Annotated in this window: 11 protein-coding genes; 7 read left to right on the forward strand and 4 right to left on the reverse strand. The window is 57.9% G+C overall.

All coding sequences use genetic code 11. The annotated features are described in order from the left end of the window. Positions 1–112: 112 nt before the first annotated feature. Entirely contained in the window at positions 113–3,316 is a 3,204-nt protein-coding gene (locus FAES_RS14400) for a TonB-dependent receptor (RefSeq protein WP_015331964.1), read from the reverse strand. A gap of 173 nt (positions 3,317–3,489) precedes the next feature. Then, the gene (locus FAES_RS14405) at positions 3,490–4,215 is read right to left on the reverse strand and encodes an NUDIX hydrolase (protein ID WP_015331965.1); all 726 of its coding nucleotides are present in this window, start codon (positions 4,213–4,215) and stop codon (positions 3,490–3,492) included. Positions 4,216–4,427: 212 nt separating this feature from the next. On the opposite strand from FAES_RS14405, the gene FAES_RS14410 reads away from it, so the two are divergent. From FAES_RS14410 to FAES_RS14440, 7 genes are all read left to right on the forward strand, one after another. Beyond that, positions 4,428–5,297, forward strand: a complete 870-nt coding sequence (locus FAES_RS14410; protein ID WP_015331966.1) for an alpha/beta hydrolase — start codon at positions 4,428–4,430, stop codon at positions 5,295–5,297. 41 nt (positions 5,298–5,338) lie between these two features. Then, entirely contained in the window at positions 5,339–6,979 is a 1,641-nt protein-coding gene (locus tag FAES_RS14415) for a carboxylesterase/lipase family protein (protein ID WP_015331967.1), read from the forward strand. A gap of 22 nt (positions 6,980–7,001) precedes the next feature. Then, complete coding sequence (locus FAES_RS14420; RefSeq protein WP_015331968.1) at positions 7,002–8,045, forward strand: alpha/beta hydrolase; 1,044 nt, start codon at positions 7,002–7,004, stop codon at positions 8,043–8,045. Between the two features lie 7 nt (positions 8,046–8,052). Continuing rightward, complete coding sequence (locus FAES_RS14425; RefSeq protein WP_015331969.1) at positions 8,053–9,348, forward strand: CitMHS family transporter; 1,296 nt, start codon at positions 8,053–8,055, stop codon at positions 9,346–9,348. Further along, complete coding sequence (locus FAES_RS14430) at positions 9,345–10,667, forward strand: acyclic terpene utilization AtuA family protein (RefSeq protein WP_015331970.1); 1,323 nt, start codon at positions 9,345–9,347, stop codon at positions 10,665–10,667. Before FAES_RS14425 ends, FAES_RS14430 begins: the two co-directional genes overlap by 4 nt. Next, the gene (locus FAES_RS14435) at positions 10,664–10,981 is read left to right on the forward strand and encodes an AtuA-related protein (protein WP_015331971.1); all 318 of its coding nucleotides are present in this window, start codon (positions 10,664–10,666) and stop codon (positions 10,979–10,981) included. Before FAES_RS14430 ends, FAES_RS14435 begins: the two co-directional genes overlap by 4 nt. Before the next feature lie 130 nt (positions 10,982–11,111). Continuing rightward, positions 11,112–13,610, forward strand: coding sequence for a S9 family peptidase (locus tag FAES_RS14440; RefSeq protein WP_015331972.1), 2,499 nt, complete (start codon positions 11,112–11,114; stop codon positions 13,608–13,610). A gap of 85 nt (positions 13,611–13,695) precedes the next feature. Here FAES_RS14440 and FAES_RS14445 read toward each other — a convergent pair whose 3' ends face one another. Together FAES_RS14445 and ftsH are read right to left on the reverse strand one after the other, a co-directional pair. Continuing rightward, a complete protein-coding gene (locus tag FAES_RS14445) occupies positions 13,696–14,502 on the reverse strand; it encodes a sialate O-acetylesterase (RefSeq protein WP_015331973.1) in 807 nt (268 codons plus the stop codon). 169 nt (positions 14,503–14,671) lie between these two features. Beyond that, positions 14,672–16,726 carry an ATP-dependent zinc metalloprotease FtsH gene (gene ftsH / locus FAES_RS14450; RefSeq protein ID WP_015331974.1) on the reverse strand — a complete coding sequence of 685 codons (2,055 nt, stop codon included), beginning with the start codon at positions 16,724–16,726 and terminating at the stop codon, positions 14,672–14,674. Positions 16,727–16,755 lie beyond the last annotated feature (29 nt).

Consider the following 16,755-nt stretch of genomic DNA (forward strand, 5'->3'; position numbering starts at 1 on the left):
TTATAGTCATTAATGGCCATTTGCCTTCGGCGTCATTTGTGGTCATTAGTTGCCATTTATTGCCTTTACAACTAATAACCACAAATGACGCCGAAGGCAAATGACTACCAATTTAAAAACTATACCGCAAACCGATCTGCACCTGGAACGGGTCGCCGGAAGGTGTTACGGCTCCGGTGTTATTCACCCGGTAATTGAAGCTGCGGGTAGACTGGCTGAAACCCGGAACGGCAGCGGCTCCGTTGGCTGCCGGAATACCCAGCGCGTACAGGGCCTGCGAGCCCAGCGACCGGTTGACACCCCAGTTGCGGTTGAGGAAGTTGGCGAAGTTGAAGATGTCGCCCGACACTTCGATGGCGCGGGTGCGGCCCAGGCGGAACCGCTTCAGCAGCCGGATGTCGAATACGCCGTAAAAATCATTGATACCCCCATTTCGCTCGGCAATGCGGCCTGAGTAGGCGTTGATATAGTTCTTCAGGCTGGGGCTGGCGTCGGGATTGTCGAGCAGGGCCTGCAACCCCGCTTTGACGTTGGCCGGTACGTTCTCGCCGTTCCGGTCAAAGACAAAAGCCAGATCGTTGGTCGCCACAAAGTCGGCATTGGTGTTGGCCCCCGACAGCAGCGAGTAGCGCGTGCCACCGATGCCCGAGTAACGTACCCCGAGTGTGATGCCCCATACCGACGGCAACGTACCGTAGAACACAACCTTGCTGCGGAAGTGATTATCGGAGTAGGTCATCTGGCTCAGGTTGCGCGGGTCGTCCTTCACGGGCAGCGACAGCGTGGCCGTGTTGGCGACGTTCCCGTTGTACGAGACGTTGTCGCGGGTGTCGTTCCAGGTATAGCTGGCCGTGATCTCGCCGTCGCGGAAGTACTGCCAGGTGGCATCAGCTACGACGGCATACTGGTTCACGCGGCCTTCGCTGTTCAACTCCAGCACGCGGCCCAGCCGATTGCTGATGCGACCCTGCTGCCAGTCACCGACACCACTGGTAGGCATTTTGTCGAGGGGGACATAAACGCCCCGGTTATCTTCGTTGGGCAGCCGGAAGAACGGATCAGCCACCATGTTGCGGTCAACATACATGTAGTTGTTGCGACCCAGCGACATGTAGCCCGCGATGCCCACCTTCAGTTTGTCGGTCAGGAAGCGCGAGTAGGAAATGTTCGCCTTATAAAGCACCGGCACTTTGGCATCCGGGCCCGTCATGTTGATCGTCGGCACCTGGAACGCCGCGAGCGTCGGAATGTTTGCGTAATTGCTCCGGTAGGCCGCGAAGTCGGGCGTGGGTACGTTCGGAGCCCGCACGTCAACGGTGGCGTAGTGCTTGCCATCGAAGGTGAGGTTGTTGATCAGCATGTAGTTGTTGATGTCCGACGCGAACACCCCGGCCCCGAACCGGATAAAGTTGCGGTGTTCGCCGTTTACGTCCCAGTTGATCTGCAGGCGCGGCTGGGCAATGAACGACTTGATGGGGTTGTCGGTGCGCAGGCCCAGGTCGTCGAATACTACCTGGTTAAACTGGGCTTTGGGGTAATGGGCGTAATCGAAGCGCAGCCCGGCGGTCAGTTCCAGGCCCGTAGCCAACTGTGTTGTCAACTGACCATACAGACCCGCGTTGAGCGTGTTGCCTATCACCGTCGGGTCAGACACCAGCGGCACCTCGCGGTAGTAGCGGTACGGTTGCAGGTTGTTGAAGTTGTCGAGGGCCGACACCGTCGGGTTGGTCGTTGCGTTGTAGTGGAACCGGCCGTTTACCTCGCTGCCATACAGCGACTTGGCATTGGTGTACATCAGGTCGAGGCCAAACGTATACTGCACCTTGTCGGTGTTGTAGTAGAAGTTATCGACCAGTTGCAGCACGTTGTTGGTGAAGCCTTCCTGCGCAAAGCGGTGGCCGCCCGTCTGGATATTCGTCGACAGTGTGCGCCCGTCAACCGTCGAGGTTACGTTCTCCACGATGTTGCGGGGAATGTTGGCTTCCGGGAGTTGGTCGCCGGGGCTGCTTTTCTGGTAGGTATACAGGTGTTGCAGCTTTAACTCGTTGGTAATCTGCGGCGTAATCGTCGTGCGGAGCGTAGCCAGCAGGCTGTTATCCACGTTGTAATCATTCCCGTACGATTCGTAGAGGTTGATCGCGGTGTTGTCGGCCAGGCCCTGCTTGTTGCGGTCGTTGGTATAATTGTCGCGGATGGTCAGCAGGTTGTTGCGGTTAATCTGCCAGTCGAGCCGTAAAAAGCCGGCATCCGTTCCACGGTTCCGGGGAAACGTACCGTACTGTTGTGAATTGGCCACGCCGTATTTCGAGCGGGCAATGTCGACAAAGCGGTCGAGCGTGCTGCGGGTCACGTTGAAGCGGCTTTCATCAAGCGGCGTCTGCACGTCGGCAATGATCAGCGGGCGCGAATCCTGCTGATGATCCCAGACCATGTAATAATGTAGCTTGTCTTTGATGATGGGTCCACCCAGCGAGAAACCAAACTGGTTGGTCGAGAACGGGACGTTCCGCAGGTTACCCCGGATGTCGTATTTGCTCGACAGCCAGTTGGCGCGGGTGTAGTTGAATACGCTACCCGACAGCTGGTTGGTACCTGCCTTGGTCACGGCGCTCACGATACCGCCCCCGGCCCGGCCATACACTACGTCATACTGGTTGGTAATCACCTTAAACTCCCGCACGGCTTCGATGGAAATCGAGTAAGGCGCGCCGCTGCGGCTGGTGGTCGACCCCGCCGAGGTGGGGTTTTTGGCCGTCATGCCGTCAATGGTGAAGTTGGTCGATGAGCCCAGCTGTCCCGAGAGCGTACCGTTGCTGGCGCTCAGGGGCGAGAGGTTCACCAACTGGGTGAAATTCCGGCCGTTGACAGGCAGCGTTACCAGCGTTTTGGCGTTGATGGCCGTGGCCGCGCCGAAGTTGTCGGTTTTGTTTTTGAGCCCTGAAGCTACTACCGACACCACCTCCAGATCTTGGCCGGTCTCCTGCATCGGCAGGTTGATTTTGATGGCGTCGCCCTGGTTGACCGTGTAGCCCGACCGGATCTGATCGCCGTAGCCAACGAACGTAATCTTAACCGTATAGGGGCCACCCAGCGGCAGTTCTTTTAGTAGGTATTCGCCCTGCGCATTGGTGACGGTCCCGGTTGTAAAGCCGGTCGATTCGTTACGGACCTGAATCGTGGCACCCGGTAGGGGAGCCCGTTTGTTGTCGGTGATGATACCCGAAATGGACGCCTGTGTGGTTTGGGCAAGCGCGCGCTCGGTAAACAGACCGATCAGCAATACCCAAAAGAGGCTTAAAAGAAGACGTTTGTTCATACTGTAGGTTGTGAAATTTCCTGCTGCAAAGAGAGTCTCCCTGTATTATCCCCTTGTTACCCACATGTTAGCAAACTATAACTATTGCGAAGTGAATTTTATCAAATCGCAATGGAGCACCCCCGTTTTGGTAAAACAAGGATAAAGCCCCACCTTAGGCATTCGCTGGTTACTTAGATGTCAGTCGGTTTGAAGCGGTACAGATACGGGGCTTTGTGAGGCGTGCCGGCCCGCCGCTCCGACAGGCGTTCCAACGTACCTGAGGCCATCAGTTTCTTGTAGAAATTGCGCGCATCCAGCGGTTGTCCCAGAATGGTTTCGTGCAGGCGCTGCAACTCGGGAACCGTAAAAGCGGAGGGAAGCAAATGGCTGATCGGCTGATCGGCGAACTGCCTGCGCAACGACGACAACGCTACCGCCACAATATGATTATGGTCGAAGAGCAGCGGCGGGATGTCGTCGACGTTCCACCAGCAGCATTCCTCCGTCAGGAAGTCGGGCGTAGGGACCACTTTCGAGTACTCGACCAGCGCGTAATACCCGATCGAAATGGTTCGTTCCGACCAGTTGACCTGCTGTATGGGCAGTTTGGTACGCGCCCAGGTATCGGCCTGATCATACCGCTCGGCCTCGCCAAACACATGGAATTGCTGTAAATACAGTTCGTCGAGGCCCGTTCGCTCGCGCACCACCCGCTGCGCCGCCACATCCACCGACTCAGTTTTGCGGATAAAGCCACCCGGCAGGCTCCATTCGGTAGTGCCTTTCCAGCGGAGCAACAGCACCTTCAACTGATTCTCGTGAAAGCCAAAAATGACCCCGTCGATGGATAGGTAATGGATGCACTGTTCCGAGACGTCCTGGTAATACTGAATAGCCGGATGGTTATACGCATTCATAAAATTTTACAACAAGAATGACGAACTGGTAGGACAATTAAGCGCTTTACGTACTTTTGACGTAAAGCTAGCTACTACCGCTTTGGTTTGCTTGTCTACAGCTCAAACCTACGTCCCGCAACGTCCTGATCGTGCCCTCCCTTCATGAAACGCCTAAAAATAGGATTACTGTAGGGTTTATCAACCCTCGGTACGCCGTGCCTGATCATACCATGAAAAAGAAGTTATTCGCTGCGCTCTGTCTCTTTGCGTTACCTCTTTTGGGCATCTGCGCCAAGGTCGATACCATCGACGTACCCAGCGCCCGGATGAACCGTACGTTGCGGGCGGCGGTGGTATTGCCGGAGCAGTACGTGAAGGCAAAAAAACGCGATGCCCGCGCCTTCCCGGTGCTGTACCTGCTTCATGGCGGGAGTGGCAGCTTCCGCGACTGGCTTACCAAAACGCCCGACAAAACGCTGCTCCACCGCCTGGCCGACCAGTATAACCTGATCATTGTAACGCCCGACGGTGACCCCACCAGCTACTACTTTGACAGCCCGCTGGTGCCAGCGAGCCAGTTCGAGACGTTCATTTCGAGCGAACTGATTCAGAAAATTGACGCGACCTACCGCACCATTCGCGAGAAGAAAGGGCGCGTGATTGCGGGGCTGAGCATGGGCGGCCACGGTGCCCTGTTCATTTCGAGCCGCCACCCCGACCTGTATGCCGCCGCCGGGAGCATGAGCGGGGTGATGAACATCAACACGGCCACCTGGAAGGTCCCCGCCGACTTCGCCAAATCGCGGGCCGATAATTTTGTCAAACTACTGGGCCCACCAGCTACGGGCGACGCGCCATACCCCGGCTACACGATGGTGACGCTGGCCGACAAGCTCAAGGCCAACGGCCTGCCGCTCATTCTCGACATTGGCGTAGATGATTTCCTTATCAACGGCAACCGGGACCTGCATCAGCAATTGATGGCCAACCAGACGCCCCACGACTATACCGAGCGGCCCGGCGCTCATACCTGGGAGTACTGGGGCAATGCTCTGCCGTATCAGGTACTTTTTTTTAGTAAGATTCTGGCTATCAACTGACTGCGTGTAATTCGTTTCATGACTAATTTTCCGTATTTCGAATGAAAACTCACTCTTTTCTTGTCGCGTTAGCGGCGCTTGCGCTGCCCCTGCTGGCAGTAGGCCAGCCCAAAAAAGAAATGGCCGCGCCGATCGTGGCTGGTAAAGACATCGCCGTTGTGCCGACCGAATCGGGCAAGGTGCGTGGGTACGTCCACAATGGCATCTACACCTTCAAAGGCATTCCCTACGCCAAGGCCGAGCGGTTTATGGCCCCCACCAAACCCGATTCGTGGTCGGGGGTACGTTCGTCGATGACCTACGGCCCCGTTTGCCCCATCGACCCCACGACCTCCGTGTATGATGAAATCGAATTCCCGTTTCATCATGATTGGGGCTACATGAACGAAAATTGCCTCAGCCTCAACGTCTGGACACCGCAGGCTACCGCTGCCCAAAAGAGCCCCGCGGGAGGCCGCCCCGTACTGGTGTGGCTGCACGGTGGTGGTTTCTCGGCCGGTTCGTCGGTGGAGCTGCCGTCCTACGACGGCGAAAACATGACCCGCAAAGGCGACGTGGTGGTCGTGACGGTCAACCACCGGCTCAACCTGCTCGGCTTTCTGGACCTGTCGGCCTACGGCGAGAAGTACAAAAGCTCGGCTAACGCCGGGCTGCTCGATCTGGTGGCGGCCCTGCAATGGGTGAAGGCCAACATCAGTCAGTTTGGCGGCGATCCGGGCAACGTGACCATCTTCGGGCAGTCGGGTGGGGGTGGCAAAGTGACCAGCCTGATGAACGCGCCGTCGGCCAAAGGGCTGTTTCACAAGGCCATCGTGCAGAGTGGGAGCTACGTGAACAGCTTCACCGAAAAAGAGCTGTCGCAGAAAGTGGGTGCCGCCATGCTGGCCGAACTGAACCTGCAACCCAACCAGGTCGATTCGCTGCAAAAATTCTCGTATGAACGCCTGAGTGCCGCTAGTAAACGGGCACTTCGGAAGGTGAACGAGTCGTTGAAAGCCGAAAACCGCCCGGCGTTCGGCGTGGGCTGGGGGCCAACCCTCGACGGGACGTTCCTGCCCTATCAGCCGTCGGAACCCGCCGCGATGGAACTGGCCAAAAATGTGCCGCTGCTGGTGGGGTCGACCAAAACCGAATTTGGCCCCTTCAACCCGACCAACCGCGTAGCCGACATGGACGCGGCCAAAGCCAACCTGCAAAAACGCTTCGGCACCAAAACCGATGCCTACCTGACCGCCGCCAAAAAAGCGTATCCTGAAGCCACCCAACCCTCCGACTACGTAAATATCGACATCAATTTCCGGGCGGGGGCTGTGCAGCAGGCTAACCAGAAAGCCGTAGCGGGTGCGGCGCCGGTCTATGTGTACCTGTTCACCTGGAATTCGCCCGTGAACGATGGTATTTATAAGTCGATGCACTGCATGGAACTGCCGTTCGTGTTTGACAACATCAGCCGTTGCGAAGAGATGACGGGGGGCGGCAAAGAGGCCTACGCGCTGGCCGACAAGATGAGCCGCGCCTGGATTGCCTTCGCCCGCACCGGCAACCCCAACCACAAAGGCTTACCCAACTGGCCCGCCTACACCGCCCAGACCGGCGCGACCATGCTGTTTGACAACGTAAGCCAGATCAAAAATCACCCCGACAAAGAACTGCTCGAAGTTGCCACCGGCAAGTCGATGTAGGGTTGTTCTCCCCCAATTACCGATGAAAGTCGCGATTATCTTCCTGGCTATGGTGCTGGCTGCGTTCACAACGAACGTGTCACCGGGTCCTGCAACGCCGTCAACCCCCGCCGCCGATCGCTTTACCAAAGTGAGCGACGTTGTCTGGGCATCACCGAAGGGGTTTGACCTGACGATGGATATTTACACGCCCAACACGGGCAAGAAGAGCTACCCGGTCGTGGTGATTTTCCACGGCGGCGGCTGGCTCATCAACACCAAAAGCATCATGAACGAGATGGCAACATACCTGGCCAATAAGTCGGAGTACGTCGTCTGTAACGTCAATTACCGGCTGCTGGGCGATCAGGGCAACACCGTGACGATGAACCAGATCGTGGAGGATGCCTTTGGCGCGGTACTATGGGTGAAAGACAACATTGCTAAGTACAAAGGCGACGCGGGTAAGATCACCGTGACGGGCGACAGCGCGGGCGGGCATCTGGCTACGATGGTGGTGGTGCAGGGGCAAAACCTGGAGTCGGATGGCTTTGCGGGAAATACGCTGGGCTTCAGACCAACGTACCTGCCCGCCGGAAAAACAGCCGAGCAGGTGGCGGCCGCCAACGGACTGGCGGTGCAGGCTGGGCTGATCAGCTACGGGGCGTTTGATCTCTACGCCAGCGCGCTGGGTGGTTTTGAGAAGGAGAGCAACATCTTCTGGGGGATGGGCAAAGCCAAAGCGCGGGGTATCTTCGGAGAAGGCATCACGCCCGCCGCCAACCCGGCTCCCTACAAGCAGGTGTCACCGATCTACGTGGTGCCCAAAGCGGGCGAGCGTAACCTGCCGCCGCTGTTCTTTTCGGTGGGTTCAAAAGACGACCTGACCACGCCCAAGTCGGTCGAGGCGTTTATCGGTAAACTGAAGGAAGCCGGACACACCAACCTCGAGTACTGGGTGTACGAAGACCGACCGCATGCGTTTCTGGACTCGGGCTCAAATCCGTATCTGAAAACGAGCTTCCAGCACGATGCGCCCGAAGCTCTCGACCGGATGATCGCCTTCCTGAATAAGGTGTTCTATTGAGCTGCCCATGCTGTCACTGCTCGGCTTCGCGACCATCGCGCTGTTTCTATTGCTGATCATCACTAAGCGGCTGTCGGTGGTGACGGCGTTGGTGCTGGTGCCGCTGGTGATGGGGCTGCTGGCGGGTTTCGGTCCGAACGAGTTGGGTGAGATGATGCTGGCCGGGATCAAACAGGTAGCGCCCACGGGCATTCTGCTGATGTTTGCGGTGCTGTATTTCGCCACCATGCTCGACGCGGGCCTGTTCGACCCCATCATCGCGGGCATCATCCGCTACGTGAAGGGCGATCCGCTGAAAGTGATTGTGGGCACGGCGCTGCTGACGATGATCGTACACCTCGACGGTGACGGTACCGCGACGTTCATGATCGTGCTATCGGCGTTTGTTCCCATTTACCGGCAACTGAACATTAACAAGCGCATCTTGCCGGGCATTGTGGCGCTGAGCGTTGGGCCATTGCACCTGGTGCCCTGGTCAGGTACGTCGGCGCGGGCGATATCGACCCTGAAAACCGACGCCACGCAGTTGTTCAACCCGAATATACCCGCCATGCTGGCGGGTGTCGGCTGGGTGCTGGCTGTTGCCTATTGGTTTGGTCTGAAGGAGCGCAAACGGCTGGGCGTGACTGAGCTGACCTACGTACACCACGACAACCTGACGGATAGCCAACGGGCCTTGCGCCGCCCGAAACTGTTCTGGATCAACGCCGTTCTGACCATTGGCCTGATCGTTACGCTGATGAAGGGGTGGGTGCCCACTCCCGCGCTGTTCGTGGTGGCGGCAGCCGTGGCGCTGGTGCTCAACTACCCCCGGTTAGCCGATCAGCAGGCTGTGTTGCGGGGGCATGGCAACAACATTTTCATGGTGTCGAGCATGATATTCGCCGCGGGCGTTTTCTCGGGAATCCTGACCGGCTCCAAGATGATCGAGGCGATGGCTACGTCGCTGGTGTCGCTGATTCCCCAGCAGCACGCCGCTTGGCTGCCCACGCTCACGGCCATCACCAGTATGCCCGCCAGTTTGCTCTTTACGCCCGACGCCTACTATTTCGGGGTCGTGCCGATTCTGAGCAGCACGGCTACTCAGTTTGGTATCGATCCGCTCGAAATTGGCCGGGCGGCTTTGCTAGGGCAGATGACTGTGGGGTTCCCGGTTAGCCCACTAACGGCGTCGACGTTTTTGCTGGTTGGGTTGGCCGAGGTCGATCTGGGTGATCATCAGAAATTTACCCTGAAATGGGCTTTTGGTGCAACGCTGGTTATGACCTTGGTTGCGCTCTTAACGGGTTCCATTCACCTATGAAAACAACGGTTCGCATTGGCTGCGGGGCCGGCTTCTCTGGTGACCGGCTCGACCCGGCGGTCGTGCTGGTTGAGCAGGGCGGGCTGGATTATCTGGTGCTGGAATGCCTCGCCGAACGGACGATTGCCCTTGCCCAGAAACGCAAACGGCAAAATCCGGCGCTGGGGTATGATCCGCTGCTGGAACGCCGGATCGAAAGCCTGCTCCCGCTGCTGCTGGACAAAAACGTTCGGTTGATTACCAACATGGGGGCGGCCAATCCGCTGGCGGCGGGCGAGAGGATCGGCGAGATAGCCCGGCGTTTGAATCGCTCCGTAACGGTGGCGGTGGTGCAGGGTGACGATGTGCTGCATCAGTTAACGGGCGATGAACCGAGCCTGGAAACGGGCCTCCCGCTACGCCAGTCAGGTACGTTGCTGTCTGCGAACGCCTACCTGGGCAGCGACGCTATCCTGCCCGCGCTGGCTACCGGAGCACACGTCATCATTACGGGCCGCGTAGCCGATCCGTCGTTGTTCGTCGCCCCACTGGCCCACGCGTTTGGCTGGTCGCTGGACGACTCCCGGCTGATGGGGCAGGCAACCGTGATCGGGCATTTGCTCGAATGTGCCGGTCAACTGACGGGTGGCTACTTCGCCGACCCCGGGCGCAAAGACGTACCGGATCTGGCGCACCTGGGCCACCCGTTTGCGGATGTGCAGGCCGACGGTACGGCTACGTTTGGCAAGGTGGCCGGAACGGGTGGCCTGCTCACCACCGCCACCGCCAGCGAGCAACTGCTTTATGAAGTGATGGACCCCCGCCGCTACATGACCCCCGACGTGATCGCCGATTTCACGCAGGTACGTCTCGAACAGGCAGGCATCAATCAGGTACGGGCTATCGGTGGACAGGGCGAAGCAAGACCCGACACGCTGAAAGTCAGCGTGGGCTATGATGCCGGGTACGTTGGGGAAGGCGAAATTGCTTACGCTGGCGCCAACGCACTGGCCCGCGCCGAACTGGCCGGCCGCCTGGTGCAGGCGCGCCTGCAGGATCGGTTTGGCGACCTACGCGTCGATTACATCGGCAGTACCTCGGTCCATCGCACGAACTTTGGTCAGGCTCCCGAGCCCTACGAAATCCGCTTGCGTGTAGCGGGCAAGGCAAGTACGGCCGCTGAGGCAGCGTTGGTCGGCGAGGAGGTCGAGGCGCTGTATACCAACGGCCCCGCTGGCGGCGGTGGAGCCCGAAAGTACGTGCACGAAGTGGTGGGGATCGTTTCGATGCTCTTGCCACGTCATCGGGTTACACCGACGGTCACCTTGCTAACGGTATGAAAACAAAACTCTATGAACTGGCTCACAGCCGGGCGGGTGACAAGGGCAACACCCTGACGCTCTCGCTGATTCCGTACCGTGCCGAAGACTACCCGCTTCTGCGCGAGCAGGTGACTGCCGAGGCCGTCAAACAGCATTTGCAGGCCATTGTAGCAGGCGATGTGATCCGCTACGAATTGCCGAATCTGCCCGCGCTTACGTTTGTCTGTCAGCAGGCGCTGCTGGGCGGGGTTACTACGTCACTGGCGATGGACACCCACGGCAAAAGCCTGAGTTATGCGTTGCTGGAACTGGAAATTCATACAACTTCGTAGCTAGCTGGCGGTCAGGTACGTTGCCTGGGGGTATCGAGACTGACCTGTTTTGGCTTAGCCAGCTACGTTTTAGCGCGAACCGGGCGCCAGGACGTTCATTTTTAGCGTATTTTTCGGGTACATCAACTCTATGTTTATGCAACCTGACCGTTTGCTGAATCGCTCGATGCGCGTGGTTCCGCTCGCCCTCGTCTCCTGCTTTCTGTTTGGCCACTTAACCGGCGTAGCGCAGGATGCCCCCACGTACCAGACACCACCCAAAGCGCTGGCCGATCTCGTCACCGTGCCGCTTACGCCTTCGGTCAGTGTGTCAGACAAGGGTAGTATGATGCTGATTCTGGAACAGGCTTCAGCACCCGGCATTGCCGAACTGGCGCAACCCGAACTGAAACTGGCAGGTCTGCGGCTCAACCCCGCCAACAATGGCCCGAGCCGGATGCGCTACGTAACGGGCCTGAAGCTGAAAAAGCTGACGGCGCAAACCGAAGTAGCCGTAACGGGCCTGCCCGCCCAACCGCTGATCAGCTACACGCAATGGTCGCCCGACGAAACCAAGATCGCCTTTGCCAACTCGACCGATAGCCGGATTGAGCTGTACGTAGTCGACGTGGCAACGGCGGCAGCCACCAAAGTGGGTAACGTCGCGCTGAACGCCACCATGGGTAGCCCGTTTCGGTGGTTGTCAGACAGTAAGAGCCTGATCGTGAAAGCAATTCCGGCCGGTCGGGGTGCGGCGCCCGAGGTTAGCCGCGTTCCCGCAGGTCCGACCATTCAGGCCAACATTGGGGGCAAACGGGGGCAGGCGCCCACGTACCAGGATTTGTTGAAGAGTGCTTCCGACGAACGCCAGTTTTCGTACTACACCACCGCACAGGTAATGCGGGTAGCATTGGATGGACAAAGCACACCCATCGGGCAACCCGGTATCATCGCCTCGGCCGATCCGTCGCCAGATGGCAACTACGTGATGATCGAAACGGTGCATACGCCGTTCTCGTATTTGGTGCCGGTGTATCGGTTCCCGCTGCGCACCGACATTTACGCCACTTCAGGTACGTTGGTGAAAACCATCAACGACGGCCCCTTGCATGAGAGCGTGCCCTATAGCCCCGATGGCGCGCCGGCCGGTCCGCGCGATTTCAACTGGCGGGCCGATGCCCCGGCTTCGGTCTATTACACGGTAGCGCAGGACAACGGCGACCCGAAAGTGAAAGCTGATGTGCGCGATAAGGTGTTCCTGCTGGATGCGCCTTTCGCTGGTCAGCCCAAAGAAATCTACGCGGCGCAGTACCGCTTCGAAGGCTTCGAGTGGGGGAACGAAACGATGGCGCTGGCAACCGAGCAGTGGTGGCAGACCCGTAAAGCCCTTACCAAAACGGTGAATCCCAAAACGTGGCAGACGGTGGTGCTGTTCGACCGGTCGTACGAAGATCGATACGGCAACCCTGGTCAGCCCGATACCCGGCACAACCAGTATGGCCGCAACGTGCTAAACCTGCTGCCAAATGGGGAGATTATGATGGTGAACGGGCAGGGTGCCTCGCCCGAAGGCGACCGGCCGTTTGTGAGCCTGCTCAACCTAAACACCAAGCAAACGCGTGAACTGTGGCGGTCGCAGGCCCCGTATTTCGAGCGCCCCGTTGCCATTCTTGATGCCGCCAAGCAGGTAATCCTGACCACGCGCGAAACACCCGACGAGAACCCGAATTACTTCGTGCGTAACCTCAAAGCGCGTATTGCGCCAGTGCAGGTGACTCAGTTTGCGCACCCATATCCGCAACTTAAAGGCGTTCAGAAACAGCAACTTCGCTATAAGCGTGCCGACGGTGTCGACCTGACGGCGACGCTCTACCTGCCCGTAGGTTACAAGAAAGAGCAAGGGCCGCTGCCGACGTTTTTGTGGGCGTATCCGGCCGAATTCAAAAGCAAAGATGCTGCCGGGCAGGTGTCGGGTTCGCCTTACCAGTTTAACCGCATCAGCTACTGGGGCGCGGCCGCGTTCGTGACGATGGGCTACGCCATTCTCGACAACGCCAGTATCCCGATCGTGGGCGAAGGCGATAAGGAACCCAACGACACCTACGTGGAGCAACTGGTGAGCAGTGCCAAAGCCGCCATCGATGAGGGTGTTCGGCTGGGCGTGGTCGACTCGACCCGCGTGGGCGTGGGTGGCCACTCATATGGCGCGTTTATGACGGCTAACCTGCTGACGTACAGCAAATTATTCCGGGCGGGGATTGCGCGCAGTGGGGCCTACAACCGCACGCTGACGCCCTTCGGTTTCCAGAACGAGCAACGTACCTACTGGCAGGCCCCCGATGTCTACAACAAGATGTCGCCGTTTATGAATGCCGACAAGGTGAAGACGCCTATCCTGCTCGTGCACGGCGAGGCTGATAACAACACCGGTACGTTCCCGATTCAGTCGGAGCGGTATTACAACGCGTTGAAGAGTTTTGGGGTAACGACCAAATTCGTGCTGCTGCCCTACGAAAGCCACGGCTACACGGCCAAAGAATCGCTGTTGCACATGCTCGCCGAAATGAACACCTGGCTGGATACCTACGTTAAAAACCCCAAACCAGGCGCCGTCGCCAATCAGGCCGACAAGTCAGGAAGCGGCCGATGATCCGTTTCTAAAAGTGCTTCCGTAAGTAAGCCTTCATTAGCTGTCTCAACGCCCGTTTTGGGGGAATGAAACAGGGCGTGAAGGCTTATTTTTTTGCCTGAAGTTTGCGCATCGCCTCCGCATAGCGCCGTCCCAACTCGCGGGCCGAGGGGGTGTCGAAATGCGTTTGATCGCCTTTATCGGTCAGGCCGGTGGCTTCGATGCAGGCGACAACCGGTAGACGGGTGGGCAGGTTACGGAGCTGCGCGTTGATCTGCGCGGCTGCGGGATTTTGCCGCACGTAAAAATCCCCTAACGTACCCACCACAACCGGTACGTTGGGGGCGGCAAGTTCCTGACGGAACCGATTGATGAGCGTAATCAGCTTTTGGTCATAGCCAGCCACGAGTTCAGGTTTGCTGTCACTTTCGCCCTGATGCCAGAGAATGCCCCGCAACGTACCGCTTGGCAGGGCTATTTTGGCCCGCCGGAGCGCATCATCGTACGGGTAGCTTTTGGTTTGATCATGATAGCCGCCGGGCTGCCAGCTGTCGATCGCCGATCCGCCAACCGCAACCGGGATCAGGCCAATATAGGCCGTAGTATCGGCGGCAAGCATGGCGCGGGCAAAGGCCAGCCCCGGCCCAACCCCAACCACACTGGGCTTATCAAAATGGAGTGGCTCGGTGGCCACTACCCATTGGTTGGCCTGGTTCAGCATCAGGATGTGGGGATTGGGCTGTTTATCCGTTTCGGCTGGCGCACCCCGCCCAGCCATGTTCGACTGACCGGCCAGCAAATACAGGTGAAGTTTAGCCGGTATTGGTTGCGCCGGAGCACTCGCTGGAGACTGCGCAAAAAGCTGGCTTATTCCAGCCAGAAAAGCCAGCAATAGCAGTGGGGATTTAGGCATTATTGTGAGGGAAAAGTAAGCCGTGCGCCATCCAACGGTCCGAAGAAAACGGCGTCTCAATGGGAAGGCGTTGGTTGCTTTTTTTACCCGTTTTAGCCCCGTTCAGGCCAACCCGCCAATAAAAAAGCCCGACCAAAGTGGCCGGGCTCTTATGGGAATTAACCGCAGACTAAGCTGATGCAGGCGGCGTCGGAGTCGACGTAAAAGGTTGCGTCTCCAGCGGCTCCGTAGCGGCCGGCTTGGCTTCAGCTCCAATCTCCTCCTTTACTTCCTCGCCACGTTTTTTGTACGCCTGGTAAGCCGTGTCGCGCTCGAACGGCCGACGGCCAATCAGCCGTTCCAGATCGTTTTGGTACAGAATTTCCTTTTTCAGCAATTCCTGAGCGATAATCTCGAGTTGCTCGCGCTTGTCGGCCAGCATGCCGGTTGTGCGCTGGTAAGCAACATCAACGATCTTCCGAACTTCGTCGTCGATCTGACGGGCCGTTTCTTCCGAATAAGGCTTGTTGAACGAATACTCCGACTGTTTCGAATCGTAAAACGATACGTTGCCGATTTTGTCATTCATGCCATACATCGTCACCATGCTGTAGGCCAGTTTGGTAATCCGTTCCAGATCGCTCAGCGCGCCGGTCGATACCTTACCAAACACGATGTCTTCGGCGGCCCGGCCACCTAGAGCCATGCACATTTCGTCCATCAGTTGCTCGGTGCGGTAGAGGTACTGCTCACGGGGCAGATACTGAGCGTAACCCAGCGCCGCAACCCCACGCGGTACAATCGTCACTTTCACGAGCGGATCGGCGTGTTCGAGGTACCAGCCCGCTACCGCGTGACCAGCCTCGTGGTAGGCCACGATCTCTTTCTCTTCAGGCGAAATGAGTTTGTTCTTCTTCTCCAGACCACCGATCACCCGGTCCATCGCATCCTGGAAGTCAATCATGTCAATCGACTCTTTGTCACGACGGGCGGCAATCAGGGCGGCTTCGTTACAGACGTTGGCGATTTCGGCACCGGCAAAACCAGGCGTCTGCGCGGCCAGATCTTTCGGCTCTACGTCTGCTGAAAGTTTCAGCGGTTTCAGGTGTACCTTAAAGATCGCTTCCCGGCCAATGATATCGGGTTTATCGATGCTGATCTGACGGTCGAAACGGCCGGGACGTTGCAGGGCGGGGTCGAGTACATCAGGGCGGTTGGTGGCGGCCAGGATGATGATACCCGAGTCGGTAGCAAACCCATCCATTTCAACCAGCAGGGAGTTCAGCGTGTTCTCGCGTTCGTCGTTGGCACCAGGCATTGAACCCCGTCCCCGCGAGCGACCTACGGCGTCGATCTCGTCAATGAAGATGATACAGGGCGCTTTTTCTTTAGCCTGTTTGAACAGATCACGTACCCGAGCGGCACCAACCCCCACAAACATCTCCACAAAATCGGAACCCGACAGTGAGAAGAACGGCACCCCGGCTTCACCGGCCACGGCTTTGGCCAACAGCGTCTTACCCGTACCCGGAGGGCCAATCAGCAGGGCACCCTTCGGGATTTTGGCACCCAGCTTGGTGAACTTCGACGGGTTTTTCAGGTAGTCGACAATCTCTTTGATCTCTTCCTTGGCTTCGTCGAGGCCGGCCACGTCGTTGAAGGTAATCTTCACCCGGTTTTCGGCATCGAACAACGCCGCGCGCGATTTACCGATGTTGAAAATCTGCCCCCCCGGGCCACCCGTGCCCGACATCCGGCCCAGAATGAAGTACATCGCCAGAATCATGATGATGATCAGGCCGTAGGTCGCCAGTGAACCGGCCCAGTCGGCCCGGCTTTCGTAGCGGTCATCGATTCGCTGATCTTCGGGAACGCCCTGTTCGAGGCGTTCGAGGTCTTTCTTGAACGATTCGGCCGAAGGTACTTCGAAGGTATAGTGCGGACCCCGGTCATTGGCCCCGAAGTAGGGCTTCTCGGAATTCAGCGCGCGATATTCGGGCTTTTTGAGGGCCTCTTCGCGCAGGGTTACTTCGGCAATTTTGTCATTAACGATGATGACTTTTTCAACATCGCGATTCTTCACCATGCGCTCAAACTGCTTAGGCGAGGTCTGTCGAACCGACGTGCTTTTACTCATGAAGGCGATACCGAGGATGGCGGAGATCAGCAGTACCACAATCCAACCCTGAAAATTCGGCTTACGCGGAACTCGGGGCAGATTTCTATTGGTGTTGTTATCAGACATTTCTACAGGTTATACGGAAGTCGGTTTGT

This window comes from Fibrella aestuarina BUZ 2, from assembly GCF_000331105.1.
In the GTDB taxonomy this organism is placed as follows: Bacteria; Bacteroidota; Bacteroidia; order Cytophagales; family Spirosomataceae; genus Fibrella; species Fibrella aestuarina.